Genomic DNA, 19,148 nt, shown 5'->3' with positions numbered 1-19,148 from the left:
TGCTTGACTGGTCGTTCCAGAAATACCTAGGCTGCGGGCCGTGGCCAGAACGAAGGAATTCGACCCGGACGCCGCGCTGCAGTCAGCCCTGGAGCTGTTCTGGCGGCGCGGGTACGAGGCGACGTCGGTGGCCGACCTGGTCGAGCACCTCGGGATCGGCCGGGCCAGCCTGTACGCGACGTTCGGCAGCAAGCACGAGCTGTACCTGAAGGCACTCGACCGGTACGGGCAGGCGCAGAACCCCCGGCTGACCCGGGAGCTGTCCCGGCCCGGCCCGGTGCTGCCGGCCGTACGCGCGGTGGTCCGGCGGTTCGCCGCCGAGGCCACGGCCGGAGCGAGCCGGGAACACGGCTGCCTGGTCACCAACACCGCGGTGGAACTGGCCCCGCACGACGCGGCCGCCGCCCGCAGGGTGGAGCAGAGCTGGGACCACGTGGAGACCCTCCTGCACTCCGCCCTGGCCCGGGCGCGAGCGCAGGGTGAACTGGCCGCGGACCGCGATCCGCTCGCCCTCGCGCGCATGCTGCTCGTACTGCTCCAGGGTCTGCGGGTGGTCGGCAAGGCCTCACCGGACGCCGCCAGGGTCCGGGACGCGGCGGAGCAGGCACTGGCACTTCTGGACTGAGGCGCAGCCGAGGCGCACCCACGACGGGTGCGCCTTTTCCCCGCCCGAATACTGGATCGATCAGTCAAGTAAAAGGAGATCGTCATGACGCGTCGCTTCACCGGCCGGACGGCCCTCGTCACCGGCGCCGGTACCGGCATCGGGCGGGGCATCGCCCTCGCCTTCGCCCACGAGGGCGCGAACGTGGTCGTCGCCGGGCGCCGCAGGGAGCCGCTGGAGGAGACGGTGACGCTGATCGAGCGGGCGGGCGCCAAGGCGCTGGCCGTCACCGCGGACGTGACCGGCGCCGGCGACCTGCGGGCCCTGGTGTCCGCCGCCGTGGACCGGTTCGGCTCCCTCGACGTGGCGGTGAACAACGCCGGCGTCCTGACCGGGCGCGGACGGCCCGCGGCGGACCTGGCCGAGGAGGACTGGCGGACGATGCTCGACACCAACGTCACCGGCGTCCTGCTCGCCCTGCAGGCCGAGGTCGCCCGGATGCGGACCCAGCCGAACGGCGGGGCCATCGTGAACATCGCCTCCCGGATCGGCGTGCACAGCCGGCTGCGGGGCACCACCGGCTACGCCGTCACCAAGGCGGCCGTCTCGGTGCTCAGCCGCAGCGCCGCCCTGGACCACATCGCCGACGGCGTGCGCATCAACGCCGTCAGCCCCGGCCCCACCGCCACGGACATGTCCTTCAAACCCGGCGAGACCGAGGCCGACCGGGCCGGCCGGATGCGCACCGAGGTGCCGCTCGGCCGGGTCTGCACCGTCGAGGAGATCGCCGCCGCCGTGCTCTACCTGGCCTCGGACGACGCGGCCTCGGTCGTCGGCACCGATCTGGTGGTGGACGGCGGCTCCACGGCCTGACCCGGTTCAGTCGATCCCCGACCGCTCCACCCCCGCCACGATCCACCGCTGGAAGCACAGGAACACCGCCAGCAGCGGAAGGACGGACACGACGGCCGCGACGAACAGCTCGTGCAGCCGGATCACCTGGGACGTCGTGAAGGACGACAGGGCCACCTGGACGGTCCAGGCGCTCTGGTCCTGCCCGATCACCAGGGGCCACAGGAAGGAGTTCCACGCCCCGAGGAACACGATGGTGCCGACCGCCGCGAACACCGGCCGCGCGTTCGGCACGACCACCAGCCAGTACGTGCGCCAGTACCCCAGCCCGTCGACCTGCGCCGCGTCCTCCAGCTCCCGCGGGAACCCGAGGAAGTACTGGCGGAAGACGAAACAGGCGAACGCCGGGAACAGCGTCGGGACGATCAGCCCGCGCAGGGTGGAGACCCAGCCCAGCGTCGACACCAGGACGAAGCTCGGTACGAAGGTGACGGCGGCCGGGACCAGCAGGGTGCCGAGGATGCCGTAGAAGACCTTGTTCGCGTGCCGGTAGGGGATGCGGGCGAGGCCGTAGCCGGCGAGGGAGGCGAGCAGCAGGGTGCCCAGCGTCGTCGCGACGGCGATCAGGGCGGAGTTGAGCAGCGAGCGCGCGAACGGAACGGAGGGGTCGTCGAACAGCTCGCGGACGTTCCCCCACCTCAACTCGCCCGGGAAGAAGGTCCATTCGGGCGAGGTGATGTCCTGCTCACTGGACAGCCCGTTGCGCAGGAGCAGGTAGAAGGGGATGAGGAAGAGCAGGGCCAGCGCGATCAGCAGGACCAGCCTGAGCGCCCGCCCGGCCCGCACCAGGGCGTCATCCATCGGCGTCCGTCCTTCCCAGCCGCAGCCACCGCGCCTGTCCCACCGTGACGACCGCGATGATCAGCGCGAGGATCACCGCGCCCGCGCTGCCGAGCCCGAGGTTCTGCCCCTGGCCGAGGGCGGTGTAGTAGAGGTAGACCAGCGGCGGCCGGGCGTACGGCGGATAACCCCGCGCGTCGGACAGCAGGTTGTAGAACTCGTCGAAGGCCTGGAAGGCGTTGACGACGAGCAGCAGCACCACCGCCACCGAGGTGGCCCGCAGCTGGGGCAGGGTGATGTGCCGCAGCACCGTCCAGCCCGGGCGGGCCCCGTCCACGGCGGCCGCCTCGTAGAGCACCGGGTCGATCCGCTGCAGCCCGGCGAGCAGGAGAATCATGTAGAAACCGGCCTGCAGCCACAGCCGTACGGTCACGATGACCAGCCAGTACCAGGGCGGGGACGTGGTCGACAGCCAGGCGACGGGATCACCGCCGAACCACCCCAGCACGGTGTTGGCCAGCCCGAACCGCACCCCGTTGAAGATCGACATCTTCCACACCAGGGCGGCGACGACGTAACTGCAGGCGGCCGGCAGGAAGAAGACCGACCGGAAGACGGCGCGAGCGTGTTTCAGGCGGTTGACCATCAGGGCGAGAGAGAGGGAAAGGAGGTACGTGACCGGCACGATGAAGGCGGTGAAGACGAGGAAGGTGCGCAGACTGCCGACGAACGCGTCGTCCTTCAGCATCGCCGTGTAGTTGTCCAGCCCGACGAAGTGCGTGGGCGTGACGGTGTTGTGGGCGTCGAAGAAGCTGAGGCCCACGCTCCACAGCAGCGGAACGTAGGTGAACAGGGCGAGCCCGAGCGCGAACGGCCCCACGAACACCCAGAACCAGAGGGTCCTGCGGCGCCTCACGACGTCTTCTTCGCCTTCTTCACCCGGTCGAGCTCGTCGGCCACCTTCCGTACGACGCCCCGCAGTTCACTCTCCGGACTCGCCCCGCTCCTGATGATCCGGCTGAGCGCGTCCTGGTAGGCGGTCTGGCTCGCGGGCGTCCACAGCAGGGGCTGGGCGTAGCCGTGCTCGGTGGTGAGGCGCACGGCGTCGGCGGCGGCGCCCGACCGCAGCCTGGCCGCCTTTCTGGCGAGGGAGATCCGGGCCGGGATGTGGAAGCCGTAGGACAGTGCGAAGTCCTCCTGGTAGTCGGTCCGTTGGACCCACAACCACCGCACGAACTCCTTGGCGGCCTCCTTGTGCCTGCTGCGAGCGCTGACGGCGGCGCCGTAGGCCCCGACGGGAACGGAGGGCTTCCCGGAAGCACCGTCCCCGGGGAACGGCAGGACACCGAAGTCGTCCCCCAGCTGCTTCTGGACCTGCGGCAGCGCCCACAGCCCGGACCACTGCATCGCGGTCAGCCCCTGGAGGAAGGCGGACGGGTCGGACCAGTCGGCGGGCGCCCCGAGCAGGAGGGACCTGTCGGAGTACAGCTGGTGCAGCTTGCCGAGGGTGCGGGCGGCGGCGGGGTCGTCGAAACCGACCTGGCCGTCCTCGGTGACCAGCCGGAGCCCCGCGGCGTACAGGGGCGTGCCGCCGAGCACACCGGCTCCCCCGTCATTGCCCAGGAACAAGCCCTTGACCTTGCCGGTGGTGAGCCTGCGTGCCGCGTCCACGAGGGCGTCGAGCGTGGTGGGCGGCGCGACCCCGGCGTCCTTCAACAGGCTCTTGCGGTAGTAGAGCAGCTGCATGTCGATGACCTGCGGGACGGCCCAGATCCGTCCGTCGTACGTCTTGGGCGTGAGGACGGCCGGATTGAAGTCGTCCTTGACGCCTTCCAGCAGGTCGGTGAGATCGACGACCTGACCGCCCTGGATCTGGTCGAGTGTCGGCCCGTTGACCTCGAAGACGTCCGGCCCGGAGTCGGTCAGCAGCGCGGCGGCGGTCTGCTGGTCGTAGTTCCCGGGCCGCCACTGCACCTTGACGCGCGCCTTCTTGTAGCCGGCGGCGTACCGCTCGACGGCCTGCTCGGTGCCGGTCTCGCCGTACTGGTGGTACCACTGCGACAGCCCGGTCCCGGAACCGCCGCCGCCACGCCCGGTGTTGGACCCGCACGCGGCGAGTAACCCGGCACCCGCGCCGGCTCCCGCGGCCAGCAGCGCCCTGCGGCTCATCGTCATCGTCTGTGCCCCCTGACGTTCGTCATCGATGCACGGCCCAACGATCAACCATGCGCGTCGATTACGAAAGAGGGCCCCCTTCGGGCACCGCTCGCGGCGACCGCCTCGGGCAGCAGCGAGAGCACAACTTTTTCGCCGCGGGACGCATCCAACTCCGGCGCCCCCGCCGGCGCCCCCGCCTTGGGGACCGACACATGGTCGACCGTCGCTCCGTGCGACGTCACCGCTTGCGGGACCGGGTCCAAAACGGCTTCGACTCGCTGTCGCCGACCATCAGCCCGAGGATCTCGCGGTGCCCGGTGGCGGAGATCCCGGTGGCGATGACCACGGCCTGGGAGGCGATCCGGTGGTTGGCCCGGTCCTTGCAGATCGCGAGCGCCGTCGTGGCTTCGCTGTCGCACCGATGCCCGCGGGCAAGGATCGCGATGAGCCGGTCAATCTGTGTCGGACAGGGCAGTGGGCAGGATCTCCTGGATGCGGTAGTCCAGGTGGAGCAGGCCGTTCCTGCCCTTGTGTTCGCCGAGCCAGCTGGCCAGTCCGCCGTCGAAGCGTTGGATGTAGAGACGTTCGGTGCGTTCGGCGCTCGGGTGGTCGGCTGCGATGACCTCCAGCGTAAGCGGGGCACCGTCGATGAGGAGGCCGTCGAAAAGGCACACCCGTCGTTCGTTCGGCCCGTGGCTGTCGGAGATGAGGCGTGCGTAGCTGCGATCCGGGTCGTCGTCGACAGTGATCTTCGACCACAGGGCGCTGGTGCCCGAGCGGACGGTGTCATCAAGAAAGGCGATGCGTTCGGCATCGATGCGGATCCGTCGAGCAGCGGGGTAGGTGAGGCCGAGTGGGAGGTCATAGCCGATCTGGAACGTGCTGCCGCCGGCGACTTCCCCGTTCTGGCACTGCGTGATGGCAACGCGTGGCCGTGGGGTGGCAGCAGGATCGGATTTCGCCTGTAGGACCATGATGCCGGTCAGAGAGGAGTTCCCTGCGATCTCGACGCCGCGCAGCTCGGCTACGCGCATGGAGTCGAACAGCCAGATGCTGCTGCGGTCTACTTCTTTCCAGCGTCTCTCGAGTCCGTTCGTGTTGTTGCAGCCGGGGTTGTACCAGGTGCCGACGCTGTCGTCTTCCGCGAGCGGCTCGCGCACGACACCGACGAGTTCTCGTGGCTCGATGGGCGGCAGCAGCAGGCCGATGGTGCCGTTCGCGAAGCCGGCGGGCCGCACGAGGAGATCGGCCAGCACCCTGCGTTTGCCGGCGTTGTGGAAGTCGATCCCCACGAGGATCGGCCGCGGTTCGGGGCCTGGGTCGATGACATGGAGGTTCTTCAGCGACACGTGTTTGTTGCTGGTCACCAAGGTGGGGATGTCGACCACACTGCTGGTGAACGGGTCGTCGGAGCAGGAGGCCACCACCAGGCAGCAGCTGTGCGTTGCGGTCCCGGCTGGCAGGAGGTAGTCCCAGGTGAGGACGACGGGGCGGTTGGGGTGCAGTTCGGGGATTGTCTGGCTGGCGCCGACGGGCTGCCAGTTTGTGGTGCTGGTCAGGTTGAATGCGGGCGGGGTCAGGGCGTTGGGCAGGTTGGGGAGGCCGGCTGAGGCGTCGGCGACGAAGGCGCGCACGGAGACGTTCTGAGTCGTCTGCCAGCCGCGATTGTGTACCTGGATGTAGAAGCGGTTGGTTCGTCCGCGGTACGGGTCCTGATGGATCAGGGTGGCGTCGAAGTCCACTCCGTCGAAGACACCTGGCGGTGTGAAGTACGGCGTGTGGTTGACCTTGATGTCCGGGCTTGTCCACCAGTCGGCGGTGGCGGGTGCCGGGAAGAGCGGATCGGGCAGGCCGGTGGGCGTCGGGAACCGTTCGGCGGTGTCGAGATCGTCGTCGCGCAGGTAGAGGTCGACGGGCGGCTTGGTGACGCCGGGGGTGATGTCGAGTTTGAAGGCGCCGCGTCCCATGGTGCCGGCATAGAGGATGTGGCTGGCGGAGTCGATTACTAGATCGGAGACGGGCACGTTGGGGATGCCGTTGTCGAAGGGCATCCAGTGCGCTCCGCTGTCTGTGCTGCGATAGACCCCGGTGTCGGTGGCGAGGTAGAGCGTGCTCGACGATGCAGGGTCGACCACGACGGAATTTGCGACGACCTGTGGCAGGTCGCCGGAGAGGTCGGTCCAGGCAGAGCCTCCGTTGGTGGAACCCCAAACCGACTGTGCCGCACCGGCTGCGCTGCCGAAACCGACGAGGCTGATAACGAGGTGGTCTGCGTTTGCCGGGTCCACCCAGATGCTGCTGATGCCTCGCGCTGGGAGTGAACCTGTCTTGTCCGCCCAGTTGGTGGTCGTGCCCCCGTCATCGGTGCGGTAGAGGTGGCCGCTGGCGGTGCCTGCGTAGACCCGCCCGGAGTCCGACGGGGCGACCGCGATCGTGCTGACCTCACCGGTGAGGACCTGGCTGCAGGAAGTCCATGCTGTGGCCATGCCGTCCAGGGTGCGCAGCACTCGGTCGGTTCCGTAGTAAAGGCGCAGGTGGTCGTTGGGGTCCATGGTCAAGACCCCTTCGAAGGGGGTCGAACCCACGATGCCGGCCGTCTTGGCAACCCAGGTGCTGCCGCCATCCGTGCTCTTGACCAGATACGCGTTCTGGGCTTCCGCGTACATCACACGCGGGTCTGTCGGATCGATCACGAACCAGCCGCCGTCGCCTGCCCAGACCGGGCGCCACGTCAGGCCGCTGGTGGTGTAGTTGGTGGCGGTGTCCTGGGCACCGCCACCGAGCACGTTGCTCAAGCCGCGCCAGAAGTTGATGTTGTAGAACTGCGTGATGACCAGCCCGTTACTGACCTTACGGACGGTCGCTCCCTTGTCGTCGGAGCGCCATACGCCCCCGTCGTTGGCGATATAGACGACGTTTGAGTTCGACGGTGCGAAGACCACGGCGTGCTGGTCGGCGTGTACGGGCAGCCCACTCCAGGTGGCGCCGCCGTCGGCAGTGCGGTCCAGGTCGGCTCCGCCCCAGAACAGAACATTCTCGTCGTCTGGGGCGCAGGCGATGACGTCGCACCAGCCGGGATGGAAAACGCCATGAGTGCCGGACACAGCCGTGAACGTGGAGCCGCCATCAGTGCTCTGCTGCACCGTCGCACCCATCTTGATCACGATGAAGTCGTGGCCGTGAGCACCCGTGGCACCGATCGCGAGCTGTGGCCACACCACACCCGTACCGGTCGGCGATCCGGGCAACAGCGTGAAGGTGGTTCCCCTGTCCGTGCTCTTGTAGAAGCCGCTGTTGGCGACCGCGATGAACAACGTGCCTGGGTTCGCGGGATCCAGCGCGATGTCCGTCACTGTGCCGGTCCGCAAGGTCGTCCAGTTCTGACCGCCGTCCTCGGAACGTTCCAGTCCGGCGTTCCCGGTCACCCACAAACGCTGACTATCGCCGGGGTCCACAACGAGCTTGCCGATGAAACGCGATCTCACCGCAGCCCGACGACTCCACGTCGCACCGCCGTCCGCGGAGACGTACACGCCCGCACCGGCGTAGCTCGCCCCATAGCCTGGCGTGTACTCCCCCGTGCCGACATAGAGGATGTCCGGATTGCTCGCAGCGATACCGATCGCCCCAATCGCGAGCGACTCTTGCATGTCCCACAGCGGATCCCACGTCTGGCCCCCATCGATGCTCTTCCACACACCGCCGCTGGCCGCGCCGGCATACACCGTCTCCGGGTCCGTCGGGTGCACGGCAAGCGCCTTGACCCGTCCGTTGACGTTCCGCGGGCCCAGGGGATACCACGGTGAACCGCTCCCTGCTGGGTCGTACCCAGCGATCGCCCCGGACTCCCGTCCGTACGCTTCAACAAGACGCAGCTTGTGGGCGAACGACGCGTCCCGTGCCTCCGCGAGCGCCACCAGGTCGTCTGATCGTGTCGCGGTGAACCAGCGAGCTCTCCACTCCAGTTCCCGGTTCCGCTGCTCAAACGGAGGCAGATGATTCTGGTGCCTCACGCCCTGATCATTCCCTGTCGCCATGACTCTCCTAAGGCTTCGAACGCATCAACTGACCTAGGGCGCGGGAGAACAGACCCGCGGATTACCATGTGCATCCAATTGGAAACTCGCTGTAACAGGACGGTTCGCGTTCGAGCCACCTGCCTGGGGCACTAGGGGAAGACGGTGTGGTTCAGCGGCCGCTCTTTGAATGCGGTCAGTTCCTCGTCCAGCTCACCGCAGATGCGGGAGACCTCGGACCTGGAGATCCCGCTGTCCGCGCGTCTCGGAGTGCTCGCGGGGCGCGGCACCGATCACCTCGGTGGCCTCGGCCTCGATCAGCTCTTGCAGGATGCGCTCGCACGCGACCCTCATTGCTTCAACTCCGTCGGCCCGACGTAGTGACTCAAGCAGCCGCATCTGCTCAGACCGGCACAAGGCCCATCGCGTGCTCCTCCGGTCGAACTGCCCGTTCACCAGGGAGACTTGCGCGATGGCCTGCCCTTGTTCAGGGAGCATGCACCGCCAGCGGATGCACGCCCTGGGCAGACACCCGCGCGTTCCGGGACCCCGCCCGGCTACACCCCTTCACGGGACGCGATCCGGGGCCGTCAGGGCTGCGACTCTGTCGAATTCTGTGGGCGCAGTACGGCCGGCACAGAGAGGCGCCACCCCCGCGCAGGGTGTCGCGTCGGTCAGGCGTGCGGAGTCCGGCACGGCCGTACATGCCGCGTTACTGAAGGGAATTCACGGTCCGGGCGGATGGATTTCCCATCCGCCCGGACCCTGAAATCAGTTGTTATTGTTGTTGTTGTTCGTGCGGCCGCCGACATTGTTATTGTTGTTGTTGTTGTTTCCGGCGGCATTGTTGTTGTTGTTGTTCACGATGACGGTGACCCGCAGCCCGTCGTCGTCGACGTAGTCCATCAGTTCGTCGGCGTCGTCTTTGAAGTCCGCCTGGTCAGTGGCGGTTTCGTCGGCGTCGGTGTCGTCCTTGAAGTCCGCCTGGTCAGTGGCGGTCTCGTCGGCGTCGGCGTCGTCCTTGAAGTCCGCCTGGTCAGTGGCGGTCTCGTCGGCGTCGGCGTCGTCCTTGAACTCCGCTTGTTCAGCGGTGGCTTCGTCGGCGTCCTCCTTGAGGTCCGCCCGCTCATCGGCAGCCGCGTCGGCGTCATCCTTGAGGTCCGGCAGGTCGTCGGCAGCTTCGTCGGCGTCGGCGTGCGCACCATGCCCGGAGGCGGTCAGAGCACTGTTCGAGCGGAAGGTCCTGAGCGAATCATGACCTGCGGCGTGCGCCATGGGCGCTGCCGAGAGACCTACCACCCCGCTGCCGAGCATGATCAGGGCCGCCGCCCTCGCATTCAGTCGGGCACGCCGCGAGGGAGTGTCCTCGTCCGGGCGCCAGTTGCGCATCACCTTGCGCTTGGGGAGCATCTTGCGTCCTCTCTCCTCGCATAGCCGAGGGAACTGTCCGATGGGTTCGAGGATGCAAGCGTTGAGCCGCATCCAGCGTGATCACACTTCCCGTGCGAACTGCCTGGAATAACGGTTCGACCTGCGGTTTTAGGCCAGACGCTCACATGTCTGCGATACGTGGCTCAGCGCCGATGGCGCCTCTGGAGACCAGGCGATAAAGTAATCCCCTCACATTGACATGGCGGCCCGTCGGTTTGTCCGGCAGGCCGTTTCTGTTTCCCCGTCCGGCCATGGCAGGCCGGCGCCCCGGCTGTCGCGCCGTGCACAGAGAGGCGGCACCCCCGCACAGGGTGCACGGCTGACTTCCCTGCCTGGGAAGTCAGCCGTTTCTCATGCCCTCAGGGCACTCTCAGGGCACATCGCTCAGGACGGCTTCCATCATGTCGGCCGTCCGATCCGCCTCCGTCTCCCACAGATGCGTGTAGACGTTCAGCGTGATCGATGGCTTAGCGTGACCGAGGCGCATCTGAACCTGCTTCGGCGTCGCCCCGTTCTTGATCAGCACGGAGGCGTAGAAGTGGCGCAGATCGTGAAGCGTAGTGCCCTCGGGGACGCGTACCTTGCTGCCGGACTTCGCCAGGTAGGCGTTCGCCCGCTTGATGTTGCGGGCCCACACCTTCGCCCAGCTACCGCGCCGGATCGCCCCGCCCGTCTCGCTCGTGTACAGCAGCCGAGCAGGGCGCCACACGGGCTTACGCGGGTTTGTCCGATCCTCGATGTACACGACCTTGGGCGGGAAATCCTTCCGGTACCGCTTGATCTCGTCGACAACAGACTGCCCCTGGGAACCGCCCTGTAGCTCTGCTTGGTCTTCGGCTCACCCAGGTACGGCACGCCCTTGTCCGGGCCGATCAGCTGCTGCTTGACCGTGACCGTCCTGGCCGGCTCCTCGTCTTCCAGGCCGAACAGCTCGCCCTGGCGGAGTCCCGTGGAAGCCGCCTGCCGCACCAGCGCCCGATATCGCGGGGACGCGGTGACAATCAGCGCCCTCACCGCCTCCGGGTCGAGCGGGTGAATCTCCGGATAGAACACTCGGGCGGCTTGAGGCCCTCCCATGGGTACTTCGGGATGATGCTCTTTTGATGGGCTATCTTCAGGATGCTGGTGCAGACGTTCCAGGGCGTCGCGAACGTCGACGGGGCGATGACCGCGGACCGATCTTTAATCCACTTCTGGCCGTCTGCCCGCTGGATGCTGCCGATCTGCCGGTTACCGAACGCCGGGTAGATGTGCAGCCATAGGGCCCGCTCGACGTTTGTCTCGGTCCGCTCGCGATGTACGGCCGTCTCCTACCAGCGCTCAGCGACAGCCTTGAACTTCTGCTTGCCGAGCTCGCGGTTCACGAACGTGCCGCCGTCGAGTTCAGCCTTCACCTTGGCGGCGCGTGAGTGGTGGGGTTCGTCGCCGTTTCGAGTCATGCTGCGCATCGGCCTCCGATCTCTTCGGCGTCGTACTTGTCGAGCGCTTCGGCGTCGTAAAGAACATGCCGCCCGCGCCTGATGAAGCACTGCGGGCCGGTTCCGGCGTAGCGCCAGTAGCGGACGGTTGAGGGGGACGTGCGGTAGCGCCCGGCGACTTCGGCGGTCGTCAGGTACTTCTTCATGACGTCCTTCGGTGGCGAACGAGTACGCCCAGTCATCGCCCCGAATCTGGCTTCATGAGCGAGCGCCGGAAGCACGTTGATTTCGGGGCGGTGGGCTGCGTGTGTCCTACGTGCGGATTTCTGCGTCATTGCGTCAGGCACGTCATTTGCGGCTCTGACCTGCTGCTATGCGGTGACGCGGGCGGTTCGGGGCGTGTCACAGGGTGGGGGCAAGCATCAGGTGAAGCCACAACGTCAAGCATCAACCGAGACAAGACACTCCGCCGACCCGTTGGCTTGATGGGACCTTCTCTACCTCGTCAAGGCGGCTCGCTCCGCTCCCCGCGCGCGGCCCGGCCCCCGGCCAAGCCTGCGCTCCTGTCTACGCCCCGCACCGGAGACGCGCCCCCAAGTGCCTGTTAATCGGATGAATTTGAAGAAACGCGTCATAGCGGCACAAAAACCTCATCATCACTAAGCTCTCTCGCGATCACAGTGAGTGATCTGCGGTCCGTCAGACGGCGCTAGCGGCGTGCCTGGCGAAGGCTGCTCCGGTTCGTGAGGCGGAGGTGCCGGTGTTCAGAGGAAAGAGCAAGCAGACTGGGTCCGACTATGCCCCGGGGCACAGGAAAGGCCAGCTTCGACAGCGACCATGGTCATGGTCATGGGCGTGGCTGCGGGCCTGCGTGGCCGGGCTGGCCATGCTGGCGGGAGTGGCCTTGCCGGCCCTGGCTTCATCGCCGGCCTGGGCCGCGCCAGGCCCGAACGCCTACGTCGCCAACATCCGCTCGAACAATGTGTCGGTGATCGACACCGCCACCAACACGGTCACGGCCACCGTCCCCGTCGGCACAAACCCGTTCGGTGTGGCGATCACCCCGGACGGCACACGCGCCTACGTCCCCAACTTCCTCTCGCGCAATGTGTCGGTGATCAACACCGCCAGCAACACCGTCGTGGCCACCGTCCCCGTCGGCGGCGCCCCGGCCGGTGTGGCGATCACCCCGAACGGCCTTTTCGCCTACGTCACCAACGAGGCCACGAACAACGTCTCGGTGATCAACACCGTCAGCAATACGGTCGCAACCACCGTCCCCGTCGGCAACGACCCGTTCGGTGTGGCGATCAACCGGGACGGCACACGCGCCTACGTCACCAACATCCTCTCGAACAATGTGTCGGTGATCGACACCGCCACCAACACGGTCACGGCCACCGTCCCCGTCGGCACGAACCCGCAGGGTGTGGCGATCACCCCGAACGGCACACGCGCCTACGTCACCAACGTCCTCTCGAACAATGTGTCGGTGATCGACACCGCCAGCAACACCGTCGTGGCCACCGTCCCCGTCGGCGGCGGTCCGGCTGGTGTGGCGATCACCCCGAACGGCACACGCGCCTACGTCACCAACCAGGGCTCGAACAACGTCTCGGTGATCGACACCGCCAGCAATACGGTCGTGGCCACCGTCCCCGTCGGCAGCTTCCCGGTTGGTGTGGCGATCACCCCCGCCGGCACACGCGCCTACGTCACCAACCAAAACTCGAACAACGTGTCGGTGATCAACACCTCCAGCAACACCGTCGTCGCCACCGTCCCCGTCGGCACAACCCCGCTGGGTGTGGCGATCACCCCGGTCAGCAAGCCCTCCTTGACCATCACCAAGCACCACACCGGGAACTTCGCCGTAGGAAGGTTGGGCACCTACACCATCACCGTCGGCAACAATGGGCCTGGACCGACCAACGGCACCAGGGTGACCGTCCACGACACCCTTCCGAGACGACTCATCGCCCGCAGCATCACCGGCTCCGGATGGCAGTGCACCCTGTCGACCCTGACTTGTACCCGCAGCAACGCCCTCCGTGCCGGGGACAGCTACCCGCCCATCTCACTCACCGTCCGCGTGGTGGGCTTCACTCCCTCCCAAGTGACAAACACCGTCACGGTCACCGGAGGCGGCGACACTGCCACCCACACCGCTACTGACGTCACCACCATCACGCGCGGCGTGGCGTCGCCGCCGCCGCACGGCTACGGGGATGACAAGTCCTGACCAAACCTTGGCCGGCAGAGCCAGCGGACCCTGATGCGGGTGGTCACCGCCGCTGCTGTACAGCAACCTCAGCAACCGACTATGAGCAACGGCCACTCTGACGGACGGGATGGCGGCCTCTATGACCCTCGTTGACCGATCTGTGTAGAGCCACGAACCAGAAGGTCGCGCCTGGTAGAGACGGTCTGGCCCCGTGCCAGGCCGTCTCAGTTTTCGTCTCATTCAGCTACGTTCACCGCCCTACAGACGGGTCCATCGCCAGCGAACAGCCCGGCCCTTCGCCCATGAACGCAGGTGAACGACGGCCGCGTCCCTCCCCCCTACCAACAGACTTGGAAAGTCTGCGCCCCCGAGCAACCTCCTTGGGCCGCCGTGCACCACTGCGCGGAGCAGTGCGCCTTCCACAGAGGACATGTACCTGGCAATCCTGCACTGGTCCGCACGACGTCGAGACCGGGGGTGGGAGACGTGGCTCGTACGCAGTCCAGGTGTGGAGCGCTCACGGAGAAGGGCACTCGGTGCCGGCGGCTGGCGATGGTCAGTGCGTCGCGATGCAACCTGCACCGTGGCGAGTGGTCGTCGTACACCATCGAGAAGCGCAAGGAAGCCGCACGCAAGGCGAAGACACGCAAGCGTCGCAAGTGACCCCAGCCGGTGTGAGGTGACATCCATGGCTGATATCAACGACAGCGGAGAGCGGCGGCGCGGTGCGGTCTGACACGGCCACGGCCGCCCCGCGCAGCACGGGTGGACAGGCGGTCGGACCGAACTCCTGAAGCGGTGCTCACGCAAGAGCGCCCTACCGGGCCGTCCTGGGGCCGTAGAAGGGCGCTCAATGATGATCAACGCCGACACCTCAGCGGTACTCCTGCCGCGGTGAGCGAGACCGGTACGCGGAACGCGGCGAGACACGTGTGGCATCACTACGGGGCAGCAGATGGCCGCACCGCCACCGCCGGGGCTACCGCGTCGGCAGAGCTAGCCGCATCTGGAGGGCACAACGCGGGCACAACGGCTTCGGACCGGCCCGACGGCAACCAACGCCAACAAACGGCGTTTTGCCTGGCCAGCGACTTAGCTTGACAGTCACCGCAGATGATGCACAGAGAGGCGGCACCCCCGCACAGGGTGCCGCCTCTCCTCTTCGTGCGCCGGAGCCGCCGCCGATCGGTGAGGGTCGGGGACCAGCGGCGGCTCCGGGGTCAAGTGGCCCGCGAGGGCCTAGCGGTGGTCGCTGCCCGCCGAGTTCGTCGCCGCACGCCCCGCTTCCAGGCGGGCGACCGGGATACGGAAGGGGGAGCAGGAGACGTAGTCCAGGCCGACCTCGTGGAAGAAGTGGACGGACTCGGGGTCACCGCCGTGCTCGCCGCAGACGCCGAGCTTGAGGTCGGGGCGGGTACGCCGGCCCGCCTCCGCCGCCGACCGCACCAGGGAGCCGACGCCGTCCTTGTCGATCGTCTCGAAGGGGGACACGCCGAAGATGCCCTTCTCCAGGTACGCCGTGAAGAAGGAAGCCTCCACATCGTCCCGGCTGAAGCCCCACACCGTCTGCGTCAGGTCGTTCGTGCCGAAGCTGAAGAACTGCGCCGCTTCGGCGATCTGGCCGGCGGTCAGGGCGGCGCGCGGCAGCTCGATCATCGTGCCGATGGCCAGCTTGAGCTGCGTGCCCGTCGCCGCCTCGACCTCCGCGACGACCTTGTCGGCCTCCTCGCGGACGATCTCCAGCTCCTGGACCGTACCGACGAGCGGGATCATGATCTCCGCGCGCGGGTCGCCCTTCGAGGACTTGCGCTCGGCCGCGGCCTCGGCGATCGCGCGGACCTGCATGGTGAACAGACCGGGGATGACCAGGCCGAGGCGCACGCCGCGCAGGCCCAGCATCGGGTTCTGCTCGTGCAGCCGGTGCACCGCCTGGAGCAGGCGGAGGTCGTTCTCGTGCGGCTCCTGGCGGGACTCGGCCAGGGCCACACGGACCGAGAGTTCCGTGATGTCCGGCAGGAACTCGTGCAGCGGGGGGTCGAGGAGGCGGATCGTGACCGGGAGGCCGTCCATCGCCTCGAAGAGCTCCACGAAGTCCTTCTTCTGCAGGGGCAGCAGGGCCTTCAGGGACTCCTCGCGCTCCGCCTGCGTGTCCGCCAGGATCAGGCGCTCGACCAGCTCACGGCGGTCGCCGAGGAACATGTGCTCCGTGCGGCACAGACCGATGCCCTGGGCGCCGAAGCGGCGGGCCCGCAGCGCGTCCTCGGCGTTGTCGGCGTTGGCGCGCACGCGCAGCCGGCGCTTGCGGTCGGCGAAGGCCATCATGCGGTGGACCGCCTCGACCAGCTCGTCGGCGTCGTCGGCGCCGGGGTGCATCCGGCCCTCGAAGTACTCCACCACCGGGGACGGGACGACCGGGACCTCGCCGAGGTAGACCTTGCCGCTCGAACCGTCGATGGAGATCAGGTCGCCCTCCTCCACCACGTGGCCGCCGGGGACCGTCATCCGGCGGCGCTTGGTGTCGACCTCCAGCTCCTCCGCGCCGCAGACGCAGGTCTTGCCCATGCCCCGGGCGACCACGGCGGCGTGGGAGGTCTTGCCACCGCGGCTGGTCAGGATGCCCTCCGCCGCGATCATGCCGTCCAGGTCGTCGGGGTTGGTCTCCCGGCGGACCAGGATGACCTTCTCGCCGGAGCGGGACCACTTGACGGCCGTGTAGGAGTCGAAGACCGCCCTGCCCACCGCGGCGCCGGGAGACGCGGCGATGCCGCGCGCGACCTTGTCGACCTTCGCGTGCTCGTCGAAGCGCGGGAACATCAGCTGCGCGAGCTGGGCGCCGGTGACGCGCTGGAGCGCCTCGGTCTCGTCGATCAGACCCTGGTCGACCAGCTGGGTCGCGATACGGAAGGCGGCGCCCGCGGTGCGCTTGCCCACGCGGGTCTGCAGCATCCACAGCTGACCGCGCTCGATCGTGAACTCGATGTCGCAGAGGTCCTTGTAGTGGTTCTCCAGCGTCTCCATGATCTGCATCAGCTGGTCGTACGACTTCTTGTCGATCGACTCCAGCTCCGCCAGCGGGACGGTGTTGCGGATGCCCGCGACCACGTCCTCGCCCTGCGCGTTCTGCAGGTAGTCGCCGTAGACGCCCTGGTGGCCCGAGGCGGGGTCACGGGTGAAGGCGACGCCGGTGCCGGAGTCCGGGCCCAGGTTGCCGAAGACCATCGAACAGACGTTGACGGCCGTACCGAGGTCGTGCGGGATGCGCTCCTGGCGGCGGTAGAGCTTCGCGCGGTCGCCGTTCCACGAGTCGAAGACCGCCTTGATGGCGAGGTCCATCTGCTCGCGCGGGTCCTGCGGGAAGTCCCGGCCGGCCTCCTTCTTGACGATCTTCTTGAAGGTGGTGACCAGCTTCTTCAGGTCGGCGGCCTCCAGGTCGGTGTCGACCGCGACCTCCTTGGCCTCCTTGGCCTTGTCGAGGGCCTCCTCGAAGAGGTCGCCGTCGACGCCGAGGACGGTCTTGCCGAACATCTGGATCAGGCGGCGGTAGGAGTCCCAGGCGAAGCGGTCGTCGCCGGCCTGCTTGGCCAGGCCCTGCACCGACTTGTCGGAGAGGCCGATGTTCAGGACCGTGTCCATCATGCCCGGCATGGAGAACTTGGCGCCCGAGCGGACGGAGACCAGGAGGGGGTTGTCGGCCTGGCCGAGCTTCTTGCCCATGCGCGACTCGAGGGCGTCGAGGTGCGCACTCACCTCGTCACGCAGTGCCGCGGGCTCCTCGCCGCTGTCCAGGTAGACCTTGCAGGCCTCGGTGGTGATGGTGAAGCCGGGAGGGACCGGCAGACCGAGGTTGGTCATCTCGGCGAGGTTGGCGCCCTTGCCGCCGAGGAGGTCCTTGAGGTCCTTGTTGCCCTCGGTGAAGTCGTAGACGAACTTCACTACGTGGGGTTCTTTGTTTTCCGACACGGGTCTCGACTCCTTGAGGCCACGGTGGCTGCCCTGACGGCGAGGAACATACCCAGATCGAAGGCGCATGGGTACGTCCACTTGTGCGTCATGCGCCTGTAACCAGGCGTCCGCCAGCGGATCGAAAGTCAAAGCTTGGCAAGCAGACGCGCCCAGATGTGTTCACTTCTTGAATGCAACACCTCCCCAGAGGCGGGTTTTCCGCTCAGATGAGCAGAGATCCTGCACGTCTGATTTCGATCGATGAACGATCAAGGGGTGGCACCCAGTGCCACCCCTTGGAGAAGTGCAGTCGCCCATGATCCGCTCATCTGAGCGCAACCCTTATCAAGGGTGGCGAGAATCACGCTGTCACAGCCCGCCGGATTTCACCATGCGGACCGCTTCCCGGTACCCGGAAACACCCACGTCACACAGTCACCTCAGACACCCAGCGCCCGCAGCCGCTCCTCCGCCCGCTCCGGTCCGTAGAGGTGTTCCACCACCAGCGCCCCCGCTCCGATGAGCGCCGCCCGCTCCCCCAGCCGGGAGGTCACGACGTCCAGGTGGGCCGTGGAGCGCGGCAGCGCCCGCTGGTACAGCAGCTCGCGTACGCCGGTGACGAAGGGCGTTCCGGCCAGATCGCCCGCGATCATCAGTACGCCGGGGTTGAGGAGGGTGACGACCGTGGCCAGGACGTCCCCGACCCGGCGGCCCGCCTCCCGGGCCAGCGCCGCCGCCTGCGGATGCCCGGCGGCCAGCAGGTCCCGCACGTCCGAGCCGGAGGCGGCCGGCACCCCGCTCTCCGCCAGCCGCCGGGCCACGGCGCCCCCGCTCGCGACGGCCGCGAGACAGCCGTACGAGCCGCAGCGGCACAGCGCGTCCGCGCCGACCCGGATGTGCCCGATGTCGCCCGCGCCGCCGTCGATCCCCCGGTAGATCGCGCCGTCCAGGACCACCCCGGCGCCGATGCCCGTGGACACCTTGACCAGGACGAAGGCCGCGCAGCCGGGGTGCCCGGCGCGCTGTTCGCCGTAGGCCATGAGGTTCGCGTCGTTGTCGACCAGGACGGGGACGGCGGGGGCGCCGGTGCGTTCGGTGAAGGCGCGGGAGAGGCGGCCCGTCGTGTCGTAGCCGTCCCAGCCGGGCATCATCGGCGGCTGCACCACCCGGCCGGTACCGGTGTCCACCGGGCCGGGCACGGCGAGGCCCATGCCGCAGACGTCCGCCGCCGGGCGCCCGGCCTTCTCCAGCAACCGGTGGAACCAGTCGCCGAGTTCGCCGAGCACGGCCTCCGGTCCGTCCTCGACGACCAGGGCGCCCGAGTGCTCGGCGAGGATCTCGCCGGTCAGCGACAGGACGGCCGCGCGGGCGTGCCGGGTGTCCAGGTCGGCGGCGAGGACGACCGCGTGGGCGTCGTCGAACTCCAGGGTGATGGAGGGGCGGCCGCCGAGCGGCGAGTCGACCGGGCCGCCGGCGCCCTCGCGCAGCCAGCCCGCCCGGAACAGCCGGTCCAGGCGCTGGCCGACGGTCGCGCGGGACAGTCCGGTCGCCTGCTGGAGCGCGCCGCGCGTCACGGCCCGTCCGCTGCGCACCAGTTCGAGCAGCTCTCCGGCGCCGGCCTGACCGCCGGCTCTGACAGCCCTTCCCGGATGTTCGGTCATGCG

At 67.9% G+C, this 19,148-nt stretch carries 14 protein-coding genes and 2 pseudogenes; 3 read left to right on the top strand and 13 right to left on the bottom strand.

What is annotated here, in order from left to right; translation table 11 throughout:
• Positions 1-40: 40 nt before the first annotated feature.
• Positions 41-625, top strand: a complete 585-nt coding sequence (locus AB0D93_RS18865; protein WP_362120616.1) for a TetR family transcriptional regulator — start codon at positions 41-43, stop codon at positions 623-625.
• Between the two features lie 84 nt (positions 626-709).
• Positions 710-1,477 carry a glucose 1-dehydrogenase gene (locus AB0D93_RS18860; protein ID WP_362120614.1) on the top strand — a complete coding sequence of 256 codons (768 nt, stop codon included), beginning with the start codon at positions 710-712 and terminating at the stop codon, positions 1,475-1,477.
• A 6-nt stretch (positions 1,478-1,483) separates the two neighbouring features.
• Here AB0D93_RS18860 and AB0D93_RS18855 read toward each other — a convergent pair whose 3' ends face one another.
• The 11 genes and pseudogenes from AB0D93_RS18855 to AB0D93_RS18805 form a co-directional block, all read right to left on the bottom strand.
• A complete protein-coding gene (locus tag AB0D93_RS18855; protein ID WP_362120612.1) occupies positions 1,484-2,317 on the bottom strand; it encodes a carbohydrate ABC transporter permease in 834 nt (277 codons plus the stop codon).
• Entirely contained in the window at positions 2,310-3,212 is a 903-nt protein-coding gene (locus tag AB0D93_RS18850; RefSeq protein ID WP_362120609.1) for a sugar ABC transporter permease, read from the bottom strand. The genes AB0D93_RS18855 and AB0D93_RS18850 overlap by 8 nt, the downstream gene beginning before the upstream one ends.
• On the bottom strand, positions 3,209-4,471 hold the full coding sequence (locus AB0D93_RS18845) for a sugar ABC transporter substrate-binding protein (protein WP_362120607.1): 1,263 nt from the start codon (positions 4,469-4,471) through the stop codon (positions 3,209-3,211). The genes AB0D93_RS18850 and AB0D93_RS18845 overlap by 4 nt, the downstream gene beginning before the upstream one ends.
• Positions 4,472-4,709: 238 nt before the next feature.
• A pseudogene (locus AB0D93_RS18840) lies at positions 4,710-4,838 on the bottom strand (transposase); the annotation flags it as partial.
• A gap of 67 nt (positions 4,839-4,905) precedes the next feature.
• Positions 4,906-8,490 carry a hypothetical protein gene (locus AB0D93_RS18835; RefSeq protein WP_362120605.1) on the bottom strand — a complete coding sequence of 1,195 codons (3,585 nt, stop codon included), beginning with the start codon at positions 8,488-8,490 and terminating at the stop codon, positions 4,906-4,908.
• A gap of 134 nt (positions 8,491-8,624) precedes the next feature.
• A pseudogene (locus AB0D93_RS18830) lies at positions 8,625-8,868 on the bottom strand (transposase); the annotation flags it as partial.
• 372 nt (positions 8,869-9,240) lie between these two features.
• A complete protein-coding gene (locus AB0D93_RS18825; RefSeq protein WP_362120603.1) occupies positions 9,241-9,879 on the bottom strand; it encodes a hypothetical protein in 639 nt (212 codons plus the stop codon).
• A gap of 391 nt (positions 9,880-10,270) precedes the next feature.
• On the bottom strand, positions 10,271-10,645 hold the full coding sequence (locus AB0D93_RS18820) for a tyrosine-type recombinase/integrase (RefSeq protein WP_362120601.1): 375 nt from the start codon (positions 10,643-10,645) through the stop codon (positions 10,271-10,273).
• 265 nt (positions 10,646-10,910) lie between these two features.
• On the bottom strand, positions 10,911-11,150 hold the full coding sequence (locus tag AB0D93_RS18815; RefSeq protein ID WP_362120839.1) for a hypothetical protein: 240 nt from the start codon (positions 11,148-11,150) through the stop codon (positions 10,911-10,913).
• A 60-nt stretch (positions 11,151-11,210) separates the two neighbouring features.
• On the bottom strand, positions 11,211-11,339 hold the full coding sequence (locus AB0D93_RS18810) for a hypothetical protein (RefSeq protein ID WP_362120599.1): 129 nt from the start codon (positions 11,337-11,339) through the stop codon (positions 11,211-11,213).
• Entirely contained in the window at positions 11,336-11,524 is a 189-nt protein-coding gene (locus AB0D93_RS18805; RefSeq protein ID WP_362120597.1) for a helix-turn-helix domain-containing protein, read from the bottom strand. The genes AB0D93_RS18810 and AB0D93_RS18805 overlap by 4 nt, the downstream gene beginning before the upstream one ends.
• 692 nt (positions 11,525-12,216) lie before the next feature.
• Here AB0D93_RS18805 and AB0D93_RS18800 point away from each other — a divergent pair.
• Positions 12,217-13,560 (top strand): beta-propeller fold lactonase family protein, encoded by a 1,344-nt coding sequence (locus AB0D93_RS18800; RefSeq protein ID WP_362120595.1) that lies wholly within the window; start codon positions 12,217-12,219, stop codon positions 13,558-13,560.
• A 1,221-nt stretch (positions 13,561-14,781) separates the two neighbouring features.
• On the opposite strand, the gene ppdK is transcribed toward AB0D93_RS18800, so the two are convergent.
• The gene (gene ppdK / locus AB0D93_RS18795; RefSeq protein WP_362120593.1) at positions 14,782-17,502 is read right to left on the bottom strand and encodes a pyruvate, phosphate dikinase; all 2,721 of its coding nucleotides are present in this window, start codon (positions 17,500-17,502) and stop codon (positions 14,782-14,784) included.
• A 422-nt stretch (positions 17,503-17,924) separates the two neighbouring features.
• Positions 17,925-19,145, bottom strand: a complete 1,221-nt coding sequence (locus AB0D93_RS18790; protein WP_362120591.1) for an ROK family protein — start codon at positions 19,143-19,145, stop codon at positions 17,925-17,927.
• Positions 19,146-19,148: the final 3 nt, after the last annotated feature.

It is taken from the genome of Streptomyces sp. NPDC048191, from assembly GCF_040652655.1.
Classification (GTDB): Bacteria; Actinomycetota; Actinomycetes; order Streptomycetales; family Streptomycetaceae; genus Streptomyces.
This window is presented reverse-complemented; position numbering and strand designations above follow the sequence as displayed.

Coding starts and splice junctions, on each gene's coding strand:
- AB0D93_RS18860 (WP_362120614.1), top strand. CDS start 710: ATGACGCGTCGCTTCACCGGCCGGACGGCCCTCGTCACCGGCGCCGGT.
- AB0D93_RS18855 (WP_362120612.1), bottom strand. CDS start 2,317: ATGGATGACGCCCTGGTGCGGGCCGGGCGGGCGCTCAGGCTGGTCCTG.
- AB0D93_RS18845 (WP_362120607.1), bottom strand. CDS start 4,471: ATGACGATGAGCCGCAGGGCGCTGCTGGCCGCGGGAGCCGGCGCGGGT.
- AB0D93_RS18835 (WP_362120605.1), bottom strand. CDS start 8,490: ATGGCGACAGGGAATGATCAGGGCGTGAGGCACCAGAATCATCTGCCT.
- AB0D93_RS18825 (WP_362120603.1), bottom strand. CDS start 9,879: ATGCTCCCCAAGCGCAAGGTGATGCGCAACTGGCGCCCGGACGAGGAC.
- AB0D93_RS18810 (WP_362120599.1), bottom strand. CDS start 11,339: ATGACTCGAAACGGCGACGAACCCCACCACTCACGCGCCGCCAAGGTG.
- AB0D93_RS18805 (WP_362120597.1), bottom strand. CDS start 11,524: ATGAAGAAGTACCTGACGACCGCCGAAGTCGCCGGGCGCTACCGCACG.
- AB0D93_RS18790 (WP_362120591.1), bottom strand. CDS start 19,145: ATGACCGAACATCCGGGAAGGGCTGTCAGAGCCGGCGGTCAGGCCGGC.